General features: G+C 72.2%; 14 protein-coding genes. 5 read left to right on the top strand and 9 right to left on the bottom strand.

Features of this window, described 5'->3' with window-relative positions; all coding sequences use genetic code 11:
• Positions 1–31 precede the first annotated feature (31 nt).
• On the bottom strand, positions 32–1,906 hold the full coding sequence (locus ACQVFL_RS30665; protein ID WP_431728182.1) for a S8 family peptidase: 1,875 nt from the start codon (positions 1,904–1,906) through the stop codon (positions 32–34).
• Positions 1,907–2,126: 220 nt separating this feature from the next.
• Between ACQVFL_RS30665 and ACQVFL_RS30660 the strand changes: the two genes are divergently transcribed.
• Positions 2,127–2,729 (top strand): hypothetical protein, encoded by a 603-nt coding sequence (locus ACQVFL_RS30660; RefSeq protein ID WP_396696465.1) that lies wholly within the window; start codon positions 2,127–2,129, stop codon positions 2,727–2,729.
• Here ACQVFL_RS30660 and ACQVFL_RS30655 read toward each other — a convergent pair.
• From ACQVFL_RS30655 to ACQVFL_RS30645, 3 genes are all read right to left on the bottom strand, one after another.
• Positions 2,697–3,095: a hypothetical protein gene (locus tag ACQVFL_RS30655; RefSeq protein ID WP_396696463.1), complete on the bottom strand. Its 399-nt coding sequence runs from the start codon at positions 3,093–3,095 to the stop codon at positions 2,697–2,699. The genes ACQVFL_RS30660 and ACQVFL_RS30655 overlap by 33 nt on opposite strands.
• Before the next feature lie 188 nt (positions 3,096–3,283).
• Positions 3,284–3,505 carry a DUF397 domain-containing protein gene (locus ACQVFL_RS30650; protein ID WP_131051387.1) on the bottom strand — a complete coding sequence of 74 codons (222 nt, stop codon included), beginning with the start codon at positions 3,503–3,505 and terminating at the stop codon, positions 3,284–3,286.
• Positions 3,475–4,356 carry a helix-turn-helix domain-containing protein gene (locus ACQVFL_RS30645; protein WP_396696461.1) on the bottom strand — a complete coding sequence of 294 codons (882 nt, stop codon included), beginning with the start codon at positions 4,354–4,356 and terminating at the stop codon, positions 3,475–3,477. Before ACQVFL_RS30645 ends, ACQVFL_RS30650 begins: the two co-directional genes overlap by 31 nt.
• 566 nt (positions 4,357–4,922) lie before the next feature.
• On the opposite strand from ACQVFL_RS30645, the gene ACQVFL_RS30640 reads away from it, so the two are divergent.
• Both ACQVFL_RS30640 and ACQVFL_RS30635 read left to right on the top strand, forming a co-directional pair.
• The gene (locus tag ACQVFL_RS30640) at positions 4,923–5,210 is read left to right on the top strand and encodes a hypothetical protein (protein WP_396696459.1); all 288 of its coding nucleotides are present in this window, start codon (positions 4,923–4,925) and stop codon (positions 5,208–5,210) included.
• A 101-nt stretch (positions 5,211–5,311) separates the two neighbouring features.
• Positions 5,312–5,752, top strand: a complete 441-nt coding sequence (locus tag ACQVFL_RS30635; protein ID WP_396696457.1) for a hypothetical protein — start codon at positions 5,312–5,314, stop codon at positions 5,750–5,752.
• 6 nt (positions 5,753–5,758) lie between these two features.
• On the opposite strand, the gene ACQVFL_RS30630 is transcribed toward ACQVFL_RS30635, so the two are convergent.
• Together ACQVFL_RS30630 and ACQVFL_RS30625 are read right to left on the bottom strand one after the other, a co-directional pair.
• Positions 5,759–6,544, bottom strand: a complete 786-nt coding sequence (locus ACQVFL_RS30630) for a PASTA domain-containing protein (RefSeq protein ID WP_431728181.1) — start codon at positions 6,542–6,544, stop codon at positions 5,759–5,761.
• A 102-nt stretch (positions 6,545–6,646) separates the two neighbouring features.
• Positions 6,647–7,321, bottom strand: coding sequence for a PASTA domain-containing protein (locus ACQVFL_RS30625; RefSeq protein ID WP_431728180.1), 675 nt, complete (start codon positions 7,319–7,321; stop codon positions 6,647–6,649).
• A 122-nt stretch (positions 7,322–7,443) separates the two neighbouring features.
• Between ACQVFL_RS30625 and ACQVFL_RS30620 the strand changes: the two genes are divergently transcribed.
• Positions 7,444–8,934 carry a hypothetical protein gene (locus ACQVFL_RS30620; RefSeq protein ID WP_431728179.1) on the top strand — a complete coding sequence of 497 codons (1,491 nt, stop codon included), beginning with the start codon at positions 7,444–7,446 and terminating at the stop codon, positions 8,932–8,934.
• Between the two features lie 42 nt (positions 8,935–8,976).
• On the opposite strand, the gene ACQVFL_RS30615 is transcribed toward ACQVFL_RS30620, so the two are convergent.
• Both ACQVFL_RS30615 and ACQVFL_RS30610 read right to left on the bottom strand, forming a co-directional pair.
• Positions 8,977–10,455, bottom strand: coding sequence for a glutamate--cysteine ligase (locus tag ACQVFL_RS30615; protein ID WP_396696451.1), 1,479 nt, complete (start codon positions 10,453–10,455; stop codon positions 8,977–8,979).
• Between the two features lie 306 nt (positions 10,456–10,761).
• Positions 10,762–11,343, bottom strand: coding sequence for a YceI family protein (locus ACQVFL_RS30610; RefSeq protein WP_396696449.1), 582 nt, complete (start codon positions 11,341–11,343; stop codon positions 10,762–10,764).
• A 103-nt stretch (positions 11,344–11,446) separates the two neighbouring features.
• Between ACQVFL_RS30610 and ACQVFL_RS30605 the strand changes: the two genes are divergently transcribed.
• Complete coding sequence (locus ACQVFL_RS30605; RefSeq protein WP_396696447.1) at positions 11,447–11,971, top strand: MarR family winged helix-turn-helix transcriptional regulator; 525 nt, start codon at positions 11,447–11,449, stop codon at positions 11,969–11,971.
• Between the two features lie 320 nt (positions 11,972–12,291).
• On the opposite strand, the gene ACQVFL_RS30600 is transcribed toward ACQVFL_RS30605, so the two are convergent.
• Positions 12,292–14,769 carry an ATP-binding protein gene (locus ACQVFL_RS30600; protein ID WP_431728178.1) on the bottom strand — a complete coding sequence of 826 codons (2,478 nt, stop codon included), beginning with the start codon at positions 14,767–14,769 and terminating at the stop codon, positions 12,292–12,294.

Raw genomic sequence — 14,769 nt, 5'->3', positions numbered from 1 at the left:
CCAGGGGGCCCGGTGCCGTCACGGACGATGCTCAGAGGGTGAGCGTCCAGGTGTTGAGGTAACCGGTGTCTCCGCTGTAGACGTCCCGCACCTGGAGTCGCCAGGTGCCGTTCGCCGCCTCGCTGGAGAGGTTCACCGTGTAGGTGGCGTTCACGTTGGCCGTGCCGTCGAAGATGCTGCTGTTCTTCAGGCGGTAGGACGAGCCGTCCGGGGCGAGCAGGTCGACGACCAGGTCGCCACGGTAGGTGTGCACGATGTTCACCGCGACGGTCGAGTTCGACGCGGCGTTCCGGTTGCAGCCGGAGATGGTGATGGAGCTGGTCACCGCCGCGCCCGCGTCCGGGATCGTGACGTCGGTGCCGTTGGTGCCCGTGCATCCGCCACTGCCGCTGCCGGTCACCGTCAGCGAGTACGTCGCGGTCCTGCTGCCGGACGTGGCGCTGCCGGTCACCGTCACCGGGTACGTGCCGGCGGGGGTGCTCGCCGAGGTGGTGACGGTCAGCGTCGACGACCCGCCGGAGGTGACGGTGGCCGGGCTGAACGAGGCGGTCGCCCCGGACGGCAGGCCGCTCGCGGAGAGGCTGACCGACTGCGCCGACCCGTTGGTGGTGGCGGTGGCCACGCTCGCGGTCACCGAGCCACCGGGCGCGGTGGAGCCGGAGGTCGGCGACACCGAGACCGAGAAGTCGTTGGTCGGCGGCGGGGTGTCGCCGTTGACCACGTAGAGCAGTTGGTTCGGGGTGCCGGTGCCCACATTCGTGATCACGTTCGGGGTGGAGTTGGCCACCAGGTAGTCCCGGACCTGTTGCGGGGTCCACGACGGGTTGGCCGAGAGGACCAGTGCGGCGACGCCGGCCACGTGCGGTGACGCCATCGACGTACCGCTGATCGAGTTGGTCGCGGTGTCGCCGGTGTGCCAGGCCGACGTGATGCTCACGCCGGGCGCGAGGATGTCCACGCAGGTGCCGAAGTTGGAGAAGCTGGCGGCGGCGTCGTTGTTCTGGGTGGCGCCGACGGTGATCGCCGGAGCGGCCCGGGCCGGCGAGTAGTTGCAGGCGTTCTGCCGCTGGCCCAGCGCGTTGCCGTTTCCGGCGGCCACCGCGTAGGTGATGCCGGCGTTGATCGAGTTGATCACCGCGTTGTCGACCGAGGTGTTCGCCCCGCCGCCCAGGCTCATGTTGGCCACGGCCGGCTTGACCGCGTTCGCGGTGACCCAGTCGATGCCGGCGATGACTCCGGCGTTGGTGCCGCTGCCCTGGCAGTTCAACACCTTGACCGCGACCAGCCGGGTGGCCTTGGCGACGCCGTACGCGGTGCCGCCGACCGTACCGGCGACGTGGGTGCCGTGGCCGTTGCAGTCGGTGTTGTTGGTGTCGACGGTGTTGGTGCCCCAGGTCGCCCGGCCACCGAAGTCCGAGTGGGTCGTCCGGATGCCGGTGTCGATGACGTACGAGGTGACGTTCGAGGCGGTGTTCGGGTAGGTGTAGGAGCTGTTCAGCGGCAGGTTCCGCTGGTCGATCCGGTCCAGGCCCCAGGACGGTGGGTTCGTCTGGGTGCCGCTGATCGTGACGGTGTGGTTCTGCTCGACGTACGCCACCGCCGGGTCGGCGGCGATCCGCGCCGCCGCCTTGGCGCTGACCCGGAGTTCCGCACCGCGTACCGCGGCGGTGTAGGTGCGGGCCGTGCTGCCGCCGTGCCGGCGCAGCAGCCGGTCCACCGACGAGCCGACGGCGCTGCGGCCCACCTCGGCGTCCTTGAACACGACGATGTAGCTGCCCTCGACGGCGGTGGCACCGCCGGCACTCCTGACCGTGCCGACCGGCTCGGCCGCCATGGCCGGGCTGGCCGTGGCGACCATGGCCAGCGCGGCCAGGCCGACGAGTACGGTCCTGTGTGGAAGAGCCATCTTCCTACCTCCCTCCGACCGGCACCGATCGTCGACCCGTTCGTGGCAGGTTGATCGATGAAAGCCGATCGAGGTGAGAGTAGTGGTGTGCCCGGAGGCAGATAAACATGCCGGAACTCCCATCACGCCGGTGCGATGGCCCCCTACGGGGACCGGGTACGGGAGGAACGGGGGACGGGCCCGGATTCGCGAGCGCGGAAAGCGGGCAAGTCTGATGGGCATGCAGAGCCATCTCGCCCTCCTGCTCCCGGTCGCCGCCGTCTGGTGGGTCGCCGGATACGTCGCGGACGGGTTGCCCCGGATGACCCACGCCCGCCGGCTGCGCCGGCACGCCGGTTGGCTGCTCGGCCTGACCGGGATCGGGCTCGCCCTGACGGTGGCGCTGCCGATCGCCGGACTGAGCACCCCGGGAGCCACCCTGGCCGACCGGGCGGCGAGCGGACTCACGCTGGCCGCCGTCCCCGCCGCCGTGGTGGCGATCTGCACGGTCCGCCGGGTACGCCGACTGCTGGCCGGCGCCACCACGCTCGCCACGGCACCCCGGACCCCGGCACCGCACGGGTTGCGGGCCGCCGCCGCCCACCCGCTGATCGGTCTGCCGTTGCAGGTGACCGGGCTTGCTCTGCTGCCGGCCCTGATCGCGGCGAGTGGCGTCGGTCAGTTGCTCGGACCCGGTGCGGCCGGGCCGGCGGTCACCGTGGGCGCGTTGGGCGTCGCGGCCATCGGCGTACGCCACGCGCTGCGGCACAACCGGCTCGCCGAGTTGGCCATGCCGGAGCGGGCGGTGACGTCAGCGCAGTCGGCCCGAGCCCTGCACGTATAGCAGTTCCAGGATCGCCCGGGTCGCCTCGAACCAACGGTCCAGCCAGCCGGGCGGCGGCACGCTGCCGCGCGGCGGCAACTCCATCATCAGCCCGTGCATCAGCGGGTGGTCCACCAGCGAAGGGTTCTCCGTCATCGGCCATCCCGGTGGCGGGAACGACCCCTCGGTGAGCGGATTCGGGTCCAGGGACGGTGGGGCGTGCTGCGACTGCGCCGCCGCCTCGCCCCGGACGTCCCGCCCGCCACGTTCACCGTCCGGCGGCACCTCGCTCAACATGCTGTCCCGGCGGGCGCCGCGGTACTGACCGCCGAACCGCTCCGCCTTCGCGGGACCGTTGCTGATGTTCTCTGATCCGATACTCGTCATTGCGTCTCGCCTGTCTCGTTCGGTTACCCGCCCTGCCGGGAGGATGTCGACCAGCGCGTACCGACAGGTACAACGAGACACGGTCGATGTGGCGACGGCAGCCCTCGGGACGGCCACGGGCACCCGACACGACGACGGTCCCCGTCCGGCCGAGCCGGACGGGGACCGTCCACACCGCTTACCGCCAGTCAGCTCCGGCCGAACGCGCCGTCCCTGGTGCCGGCGACGAAGGCGTGCCAGTGCCCCGGGGCGAAGACGAGGGCCGGACCGGCCTTGTCCTTCGAATCCCGGACGCCGACCGCCCCGGTCACGTACGCCACCTCCACGCAGTTGTCACAGTTCGGCCCACTCTTCGAGCTCTTGAACCATGTCGCCTGCGTCAGGTCCACGGAGAATCCTTGCGTCGCCACTTCCACAACGGCTCCTCTGCCAGTCTCGCGATGTACTCGACGGACTCCTCCGGACGTCGGGCCGCTGCTCGAATGTGATCGAAGATGAAGCTGTACTTCTGTAGCTCGTCGCTCTTCTCCAGGAAGAGCCCACCCGTGGCGTTCTCTGCGTACACGACATCCGGATCACCGGGTTCGGGAAAGCTGAGGATCGTGAAGGTGCCGTCCATGCCGGCGTGCGCCCCTACCTCGAACGGCAGGACCTGGAGCGTCACGTTCGGCAGTTGGGCCACCTCCGCCAATCGCTTGAGCTGGTCACGCATGACCATGTCCCCGCCAACCGGACGGCTCAGCACCGCCTCATCGAGCACCACCCACAGATCGACCGGATCATCCTGGGTCAACAACGACTGACGGCCGAGTCGGACACGCACTCGTTGTCGTACCTGTTCGGGGGTGAAGTCCGGACGAGCGGCCTTGATCATCGCGCTGGCGTAGTCCTCGGTCTCCAGCAGTCCGGGTATGACCTGCTGTTCGTACGCCCGGATCGAGCTGGCCGCCGCCTCCAGGCCGACGAACGCACCGACCAGCACCGTGCTGTACGGGTGCCACCAGCCCTTCTGCCGCGCCTCGCGGGCGATCTGCACCAGCTCGTCGCTCTCTGCCCCCACCACGCCATAGATGCGGAGCATGTCCCGGACGTCGCGGGGCGTGGCGGTGGTGTGGCCGGTCTCGATGCGGGAGATCTTCGACGCCGAGCACTCCAACTGCTCTGCGACCGCCTCTATGGTGATGCCGGCGGCCTCGCGTTGGCGGCGCAACTCCGCGCCGAGCCGGCGCCGCCGGATGGTCGGACTGCGGCGCTCGCTCACCCGATGTCACCTCTCGCCTCGACGCGCCGTCGGTTCGACACCCGCCTCGGGCGCGACCGTCGGGGCTGGCGAGCGTACGCGGCGTTGGGGTGGTGCCGGTCGTCGGCCGGCCGCGGCGGCGAAACCGTTCCTCAGTGTGCCGCTCGGGTGGTGGCGCGTTCAAGCGCCGTTTCGTGCGAGCCGCTCACTTATTGGCAAAAGTCTACGTGCAACTTGCATGCAGCACGTCTCTGATGCACTCTGTCCGTATGACCTGGGTTACGCACCGTCTCCGCGCCATCTCCCCCCGTGATCCCCACGGCGGAGGCGCGGACGGGGTGCAGACCCGACCGTCGGCCATGGGCACGGACTCCCCGCACGGGAGCCGGCCGCCCACCCCCGGCGGCGGCTCCGGCGACACCACCTGAGCCCGCACCGGTCGAGCGGCGCGCCACCAGCGTGCCCGGCACCGACCGACGCCCGCGCCACGAACCGGCGCACGAGACACGACCTCGTTGCCGGAGCCGCATCTCCCCCCGATCGCCCCCGCCGACCTTCCCCGTCGGCCAACCCTCTCAGGAGCCCATGTGCTTCCCCGCTCCGGTGACGTACTGCACGTGACTCGCGCGGCGAGTGTCCAGTTCCGCAAGCCCATCCAGTTCCGGGTGATCCGGGTACTCGACCGACCCACCTACGACGGCTGGCTCTGGCTCGAAGGCTACGAGTTGAACGCGGCGGGGGACGCGGTCAACCGGCGTTCGATATTCGTACAGCGGGCGGGTCTGGAACAGATCCAGGCCGCTCCGCAGCCGCGTGCGCACACCGTCCGCTCGGCCCGTCGGCCGGTCACCCGAACTCCGATCCGGGTGGGCTGAGCATCACGAACAGCCGCCGTGGGGGCACGCCGACGCCATAGAATCGGTGTGCCCACCCCGGCAAAGTCTCCATCCCGCGCGTCCCGGGCCCTGAACCTGGGATGGCCATGGTCAATCTGCCCACGCGACAGCCCCATCGGTCCCGCATCACCTACGCCTTCGGAGTCCTGGCGCTTCTCGGTGCCGCCACCACCATGCTGGTGCTGGTCCGGGACCCCGCCCTCTCGTCCACCCGACTGGCCGAGCCGGTCCCGGCACCGGAGATCACCGTCGTGCAGACCGAACCGGTCGGCCCGTACGGCGTGACCGGCGGTTGGGACGAGTTCGGCACGAGCGACCAGCCGGGCGGCGCCCCGGCCACCGCGTACGGCGGCTCCGGGTCGGTCGACGATCCGTACCGGGACACCGACCCGTCGGCGCACGCCACCCGTGCCGACCCTCGCCAGGAACTCAGCCGCTCGCTGTTCTGGTCCGGCGTGTTCGGTTTGTCCATCTCGCTGGCCGGGCTGGGACTGGTCGGCACCAGACGCCGGATGTGGTGACCGGCCTCAGGTGGTCGGGCTCGCCGTGACCGTCGGTTCGGTGGTCGGCGCACCGGTCGTCGGCGACGGGCTCGGGCTCGCGGTGGCCACCACCAACCTGATCTCGTCGCCCTCCTCGACCAGCGCACCCGCACCGGGTTCCGTGGCGATCACCGTGCCCGGCGGCTGGTCCGACGGCCGGTACTCCACCTCGTAGCCGAGACCGAGCTGGTCCAGCAGCGCCCGCGCCGCCGCCTCGGAGAGCCCGGCCAGCGGCGGCACCGGGAGTTGGGTCGGGGCAGCGCTGGTGGTCGGCGGTGGCGACGGTGACCGGGTGGTCGGCGACGGTGACGCGGTGGTCGGCGACGCCTGCGTCGTCGGTTGCGGGGACGGTGGCGTCGACCCGTCCTCGTCCAGCGCCTGCCGGACCAGCCACAGGCCCACGCCGAGCAGGACGAGCAGGAGCAGCAGGACGACACCCCAGAGGATCGGCGACCACCAGCGCCGGTTGCCCGGATCGTCGGGGTACCAGTCGCCACCGGCCGGCTCGCCGTCGAAACCGGGCCGGACCGACGGCACCTCCGCCCGCCCCGACCACGCCGCGGAACCGGACCGCTGCGTCGGGGGCAACGGCGCGGTCGCGTCCACCGGCTCCCCGGGAGCACGCCCGAACGGCGCGGTCTCGTCGGGTACGGCGGGATCGGGCGTACGGTCCAGCGGCGCGGTCTCGTCGGGACGTCCGCTGGCCGGCGGGATCGGGCGGGTCCGGTCGTCCGACTCGCCCTCGGGCGGCTCCTGGCGGTCGTCGCTCATCGCACGTCCTTTCCGCCGGTCCGGCGGGCGGCATGGCCCTCGACGGTCAACCTAACGGTTCGTCGGGCCATCGGCCGGCATCAGCGTGTCGGACGCGCGTCTCTACGACTCCTCGCTGGCCTCCGGGCTCGGGGTCGTGCCGCACCAGATCTGGACCACGTCGTTCCATCTCCCGACGGCGCCGCCCGCCGGGTCCTGTGCGGTGACCGTGCCGGACTTCCCGCTCGGGTACCGCGGATAGAAGCCGTCGTCGACGAGTTCGTCCCGCGCCTCACCGCACGAGTCGCCGACCAGGTCAGGTATCGAACTCTCCGGCGCGGCACCGGCCACGGTGACCTTCACGGTGGCCCCGCGCTTCACCGGTGAACCGCCGGCCGGCTCGGTGCTGCGCACGCGGGAACTGTCGCCGCTGCCGAAGACGAACTGCCAGCCCAGGCCCCGGTCCCGTAGTTCCTCCCGGGCCTCCTCGAAGTCCATGCCGACGAGTTCCGGCACCGTCAGGCCGGTGCGGTTCGGCGTGGGCCGGGCGGGCTGGCTGGTCGCTGTCGTCGGCCGGTCGCGCGGCGTCGGCGAGCCTTCGGACGTCGGGGCCCGACTGCCGCTCGCGTCCAGTGTCGTGTCGCGCGGGGGCTTCTGGTCGCCGGCCAGCACCCATCCGCCGGTCGCCCCGATGACGGCGAGGAGCACCGCCGCGAGCCCGCCGCCGATCACCACCTTCGCGCGGTCCGGGCCGGCGCCGGAGCGCACCTCGTCCCGGTCCGTGGATCCGTCCGTCATCTCCGCCCACCGCCCTATCACCGGCGACCGTAGTCGCCGACGCCAAGCACTGTCCGTCACCGTTGCCGGCCGGTGCCGCGCACGACTCGCCGCACCGACCACAGGACGTTACGCTGCCCGGCATGGCCAGACAGGGCTGGGGAGGATCGATCGCCACTGCGGCCGGCGTGGCAGCCGGCGCCGGGGCCGCCCAACTGGGCTTCGGGTATGGGCTCGGCATTCTCAACTGGGCACCGACCGAGGCGACCGCCGGCACCGCGGCCTGGGTGGCGAGCCTGATCTGGGCCACCTGGATCGCCGCCACCTCGACGATCTTCGGCGCGGTCTGCGCGCAACGCCTACGCGACCGCCGCACCGCACCGCAGCCGACGTCCGCCGCACCCCCCGACGCCGGTACGCCCACCGACGCCGGCCCGTCGGCCGCCACCACGCCGCAGCCCGAGACGGTCGGGGCCGACACCGCTCGGACCAGCACCGTCCGGCCCGACGACGCCCGATCCGATTCCGCCGGGTCGACCGACGTTCGCCGGGAGGGCGGTGACGGCGGTGGTCTGCACGGGATCGCGCTGGCCGGTGCCGCCGGGCTGGGCGCGCTGATCACCGTGCTGCTGGTCGCCGTGCCGGCGCGGGTGGCGGAGGTGCCGGACACTCCGTCCCCGCGGGACATGGCCGCCGCCTACGCCGCGATCGGCGTACTGGTCGGAGTGCTGGTGGCGGTCTGGGCACTGCGCTGCCGGGCCGCCGCCACCAACGTCATCGCCACCGCCGGCTGGCTCTGGCTGCTCGCCGTGGTCGCCGTCGTCGACTCGGTGCTGGCCGGTCGCGGGCTCACCACCGCCCAGCTCGGCATCTGGCAACTCAGCTCGGACAATCCGCAGTTCTGGATCCGGGACTACTTCTATTGGCCGGGCGCGATCCTCTCGCTCGGCTCGGCGCTGCTGATCGGCGCGCTGGCCGCGCGGCACGGCGTACGTCCGGCGCACCGACGGGTCGGTGCCACCGCCTCCGGTGCCGCCGGACCGCTGCTGGTGGCCATCGCCTACTTCCTCGCGGTGCCGAGGCTGACCGCGATCAGCCCGGAGCAGGTGTCGGCCCACCTGATCGCCCCGTACGCGGTGATCGTCGGTATCGGCGGGTCGGTCCTGGTCGCGGCGCTCGCCCAGCGGGCCGCCCGGCGCAGGCAGGAACTGCCGCCCACCGGCGACACACCCCGGGTGCCCCGGCAACGCAGGGCGGCCGACGACACCGGCCTTGCACCGGCGGCCAGCGAGGGTCCTGCGCGCACCCCGACGGCCGCCGACCCGACCGCGCCCGACCCGGCCGGGTCCGGCTCGACGACGACGCTCGACGGACCGGCGGCGGACAGGGCGAAGGAACCCGCGCGCGCCGCGACCCGGAGCCCGGCCCGACGGCGACTCGGCGGCAGGAGCGGCACGGACAGCGGCACCGGGCGGAGCGGAACGGTCGACGACGACGCGCCCGTCACCCCGACGGCCCCCGGCGGCTCGCCGGCCTCCGACGAGGCGTCGCCCACCGCACCACCGGACGGCGGTGCCACCGGTACCGACCCCGCGCCCGAGGGCACCGGTCGGCGCAACCGCCGCAGCCGCTGACCCGGCGGTGCGTGTGCGCGCCGGGGCGCTCGGCGCGACGGGTCAGTCGATGGGCCAGGTGTGCACGGGCTCGTTGGTGCGCTGCAACTCGGCGTAGCGCTGGAGCATGTGGTGCAGGGCGGCGGTCCGGTCCAGGCCGTGTTGCCGTTCGGCGGCCCACACCGCCGCGGTCTGCCAGGCCGCACCGTTACGACCGGTACGACAGCGCTGCTCGATGATGCCGAGCAGGCGGTCCCGCTCCGCCGGGGAGACCCCGAACCCGTCGAGCCCGGCGGCGGCGATCGGCAGCAGGACGTCCAGCACCAGCGTGGTGACCGGCACCTCGCCGAGGCGTGGCCAGTGCAGCACCGCGTCCATGCCCCGTCGGGCGGCGGCGTGGAAGTTCTCCTCGGCGGAGCTGAAGGTGAGCTGGCTCCAGATCGGCCGGTCGGCCTCGGCCAGGCCCCGGGCCAACCCGAAATAGAAGGCGGCGTTGGCCAGCATGTCCACCACGGTCGGCCCGGCCGGCAGCACACGGTTCTCCACCCGCAGGTGCGGGCGGCCGTCCATGATGTCGTACACCGGCCGGTTCCAGCGGTAGACGGTGCCGTTGTGCAGCCGCAACTCGGCGAGCTCCGGTACGCCACCCGCGTGCAGCACCTCCACCGGGTCCTCGGTCTCGCAGATCGGTAGCAGTGGAGGGAAGTAGCGGACGTTCTCCTCGAACAGGTCGAAGATGGACGTGATCCAGCGTTCCCCGAACCAGACCCGGGGCCGTACGCCCTGCGCCTTCAGCTCGTCCGGCCGGGTGTCGGTGGCCTGCTCGAACAGGGCGATCCGGGTCTCCGCCCAGAGTTGGCGGCCGTACAGGAAGGGCGAGTTCGCACCCACCGCCACCTGCACCCCGGCGATGGCCTGGGAGGCGTTCCAGTAGTCGGCGAAGCTGTCCGGTGCGACCTGGAGGTGGAACTGGAGGCTGGTGCAGGCGGCCTCCGGCGCGATCGAGTCGGTGTGCGTACGCAGGCGCTCGACACCCCGGATGTCGAGCTCGATGTCCTCGCCCCGGGCACCGACGATCTGGTCGTTGAGCACCCGGTACCGCTCGTTGGTGGAGAGGTTGTCCGCGACCAGGTGGCGCTCGGTCAGCGTGGGCAGGATGCCGACCAGGACGATCCGGGTGTCCGAGCGGGCCGCCCGCCCGTTCGCCCGATCCAGGCTGCCGCGCAGGTCACGCTCGTAGTCGGTGAACCCGCCGTTGGAGATGAGCCGGGGGTTGGCGTTCAGCTCCAGGTTGAACTGGCCCAACTCGGTCTGGAACAACGGATCGGCGATGGCGGCGAGGATCTCCTCGTTGCGCATCGCCGGCTCGGCGAGCGGGTCGACCAGGTTGAGCTCGATCTCCAGCCCGGTCATCGGCCGGTCGGCGTCGAACCCGAAGTCGTCCAGCATCAACGCGAAGACGTCCAGACAGCGGCGGACCTTCTGGCGGTACCGGATCCGATCCTCACGGGAGAAGGCGGCTCGGTCGACGTCCCTGCCCATGTTTCCTCCCGGCGCGCGACGCGACGGAACGGTGCCGTTCCGCAGCGCAGTGTGAACCATACTCGGTGAAAGCGCCGAACCGGATGGCCCGAAGATCGGTCCATTGTCGCAGTCCACCCGCCTTGCGGGTGGGTCGGACCCATCGACGGGGCGGGTGAGCCGCTCCCGTGGGCATTCCTACCCGGCCAGGTCCGTGGCGCCACCCACGTCCCTGCTGACAACCTGTGACAAACCGCACCGCGACCGTCACCGGAAACGCCGACGGACCCGCGCGGTCGGCGCGGGCCCGTCGGCGTACGGGGACGATCAGGACTGGCGAATGCCCTCGCCCTCGATCTCGATCTTGATCTTCTTGCCGACCAGCACGCCGCCGGACTCCAGGGCGACGTTCCAGGTCAGACCGAAGTCCTCCCGGTCGATCTCGGTGCTCGCCGAGAAGCCGAAGATGTCCTGGCCGAACGGGCTGCGGCCGACGCCCTCGAACTCGACCTTGAGCTCCACCGGACGCGTCACGCCCTTGATGGTCAGCTCACCGTCGAGCACGAACTCGTTGCCCTCGTGCGACTTCACACCGGTGCTGCGGTACTCCAGGGTGGGGAACTGCTCGGCGTCGAGGAACTCCGGGCTGCGCAGGTGCGCGTCCCGGTCGGCCTGCGCGGTGTTGATGCTGGCGGCCTGGATGGTGGCGCTGACCGTGGACCCCAGGGGCTCCTCGGCGATCGTGATGGTGGCGGCGGCGTCGGCGAACTCACCGCGAACCTTGCTTACCATCATGTGCCGGGCGACGAAGCCCACGCGCTTGTGCGCCGCGTCCAGCAGGTAGGTGCCGGCCGCCGGGATGGTGAGGCCGTTCCACTCGCGGGTAACCGGCTCGGTGCTGCTGGTCATGAGAAACTGCCCTCCGGAAGAGATTGTTTAGTAGCCCAACGACTGCCTGAGCAACTATAGTCGTAGCAATATTCCGTGTGTCAAGTACTGATAGGATGGGCCGGTGGACCCGAACGTGTTCGACGACCCTCGGATCACCGCTGTCGGCCTCCTCTTCGAGGTGCACGCGGGCCTCTCCGCCCGCTTCGCCACGCAACTCGACGAGCACGGGCTGTCAGCGGTCGAGTTCGAGGTGCTGACCCGGCTCACCCGGTCACCCGGCAACCAACTACGGATGACCGATCTCGCCGCGCAGACGTCGCTCTCCACCAGCGGCGTCACCCGGGTCGTGGACCGGATGGAGCGCGACGGTCTGATCACCCGGCGCGCCTGCCCGTCCGACCGACGCAGCTCGTACGCCGTGGTGACCCCCGCCGGTCTGCGCCGGCTCGACGAGAGCCTGCCCGGCCACCTCCGGCTCATCGAGGACTGGTTCACCGGCCAGCTCGACCCGGCGGCGCTGGACGCGCTGCTGGACGGCCTGCGGCAGATCCGCGACGCGGTTCACCCCTGCGCGACCGCCGGCAGCAGTGACACCGCCCCGGAGCAGGAACCAGCCCGGAAAACGCCGGATTCGTCCCCTTGTTGAGTGGCGCGACGCCTCGACCGCACCCGCGCTCCGACCTTCGGTGCCGATCGGTACACCCGAGCGTGACGGCACCGGCAGAAGGACCGGCAGAACCGGACAACGAAACGGCTATACCGCCACAAGAGGGACGGACTTCGCGGTAGTCGCTCGCTAATCTCGCTGCAGCGGGGCACATCGGGGGGAATCGGCGCGGGCGATGAGCGAGGGGTGGTAACAGGGGGCTTCCTCGCCCGCGCCACCTCGGGTTTCCGCCGCCGGTCGGCCGGGCCACGTGCCCGGCCCGCCGTGCTTCTCCGGCACCACCGTCGGGCCGGTCCGGCTCAACGGCGACGACCGACCGACAACGCGTACAACAACTCCTGCTCCTGTGGCAGCAGCCGCACGGCACCCGCGCGGCAGGCGAGGTCCAGTCGATCGAGCACCTCCGGATCCGCCGTACTCGCCGCGAGGCCGACCAGCGCCTCCACCACCCGCCGCCGGTCCCGGTCCTCCCGGTTCATCTCGGCCGCGGCGGTGAACCACTCCACGGCGACCTCCCGGTCACCCCGGTGCCGGGCTAGCTGTCCCTCGATCAACGCGCCGGTCCCGTCCAACGGCCGCAACTCCACGAGCACCTCGGCGGCCTCGGCCGCACGGCCGTCCTGCGCGAGGGCCAGACCCAGCGTGCCCAGCACCCGACGACGGTGCCGGGGCACCCCCAGGTCGGCCAGCGCCGCCAGGACGCGTCGGGCCTCGCCGACCGCGTCGACGTACCTGCCCTCCAGGCGGAACACCTCCGCGACGGTGCCCCGGGCCAGCACCCGCAACCGCTGCTCGCCACACTGGCCACCGAGACGGTCCACGGTGGCCAGTCGACGCCGCGCGGCAGCGAGGTCGGCCACCCGCATCTCGTGCCAGGCCAGGTGGTGCTGCGCGATCGCCATCTGCCGGAGCAGACCGGCCTCGGTCGCCACCGCCAACACCGCCTCCGCCTGCTCCCGCGCCTGTCCCGGTCGGCCCGTCGCGGACAACAGCGCACCCAACACGTTCCGCGCCTCCAACTCGCCCGGCACGTCACCGAGACGCCGGAACGCCGCCAACGCGGCCTGCGCCGTCGGTAACTCCTCACCCGCCGCGCCGTGCTCACCGGCGAGCATCGCGACGCCGAGCGACGCCCAGGCCCGCAGCGCCGGATCGGCATCGGCGGTACGCGGATCGGCGAGCAGCCGCAGCAGCCACTGCCGGCCCAGGACGTCCCGTCCCCGCAGCCGCCACCACCGGGACAACGCCGCCGCCAGGCGCACGGCGGTCAGCGGGTCGTCCACCGCCGCGTACGCCAGTGCCGAGCTGATGTCGCCGGTGACCTCGTCCAACCGGTGTGCCGCGACGGTCGCACCGGCACCGCTGAGCGCCGGCACGGTCCGCTCCACCAACCGGGTCACCACCCGGGCGTGCCGACGCCGGACCGCAGTCGACTCACCGGCACCGGAGGCCTGCTCGACCGCGTAGTCCCGCACGGCGTCGACCAGCCGGAACCGGAACGGTCCGGTGCCGCGTACGCTCAGCAGCCCGAGGTCGAGGAAGCGGTTCAGCATGGGTACCGGGTCGGCGGTCGCCCCCGTCCCGGCCAGCATCTCCTCGGCCATCTCGACCGACCAGCGGTTGCCGAACGCGGCCAGCCGACGCAACGCGGCCCGCTCCTCGTCGGCGAGCAACCGGTAGCTGGTCGCCACCGCGTCGCGGAGCGTCTCCGCCACGGCCGCCCGTGCGTCGTCACCCCGGCTCGGGCCCGGTTCCCACCCGCCGCGTGCCGCGCCCGAGGTGTCCAGGTCCAGCACCCGGTCGCCGTACCGGTCGAGAAGCTCGGTGAGGTCGAGCAGTCGCCCGCGCGCGGCCATCAGCTCGATGGCCAACGGCAGCCCGCCCAGCCGCCGGACCAGCGACGCCAGCGCCGGCAGCTCCGCGTCGGACGGCGGCTCCGGGCGCACCTGCGCCAGCCGCGCGGTGAACAACGCGACCGCCGGATAGGTGGCCAGCGCCCCCGGGTCGGTGCCGCCCGGCGGCGGTACGTCCAGCGGCGACACCGGACGGACCCGCTCCCCCGGCAGCCCGACCGGATGCCGACCGGTGACCAGCACTCGCAGCGACGGCACCCCACCGACGAGCCGGTGCAGCGTGGCCGCCACCGGGCCCGGCGCGCGTTCCGCCGCGTCCACCAGCAGTACGGCCCGGCGGTCACCGAGCCGGGCGGCCAACTCGGTGATCCGGGCGGCACCGAGCACCGTCACCGAGGCGGCCAGCACGTCGGTGACGTCGGACCCGGCACCGATCAGCACCCCGGCCACGCCACCCGGATGGGCCGGTGCGACGGCGTGCACCGCCGCCAACGCCAGCGCCGTCTTGCCGACCCCGGCCAGCCCCACCAGGCTGATCACCCGGGGGCCACGCGGATCGGTCAACATCGCGGTCAACTCGGCCACGTCCTGCTCCCGGCCGATCAGCTCCGGCGCGGGCGGCAGGCCCAGCGCCGGACCCGGGTGGGATGGCGCGCTCGCGGTGCCCGTCCCCCGCGCGGCGGTGAGGAACCCGGCGCGGGCGGTACCGGTCAGGTCGAGCGCTGCGGCGAGCAGTTCGACGGTGGTGCGCTGCGGTCGTACGGATCGACCCCGTTCCAGGTCACGAACCGTTCGGATGCCGACGCCGGCGCGCACCGCCAACTCGGCCTGGGTGAGGCCGGCGGACAGGCGGTGCGACCGTAAGAGTTCCGGGAGCCCGGCGTGCGTGGCCGGCCCGACCCGACGATCATGACCCGGAGGCAT

The organism is Verrucosispora sp. TAA-831, from assembly GCF_050780145.1.
Lineage (GTDB): Bacteria > Actinomycetota > Actinomycetes > Mycobacteriales > Micromonosporaceae > Micromonospora.
Note: the sequence above shows the minus strand (reverse complement) of the source record. Positions and strands in the feature narration are given on the sequence as shown.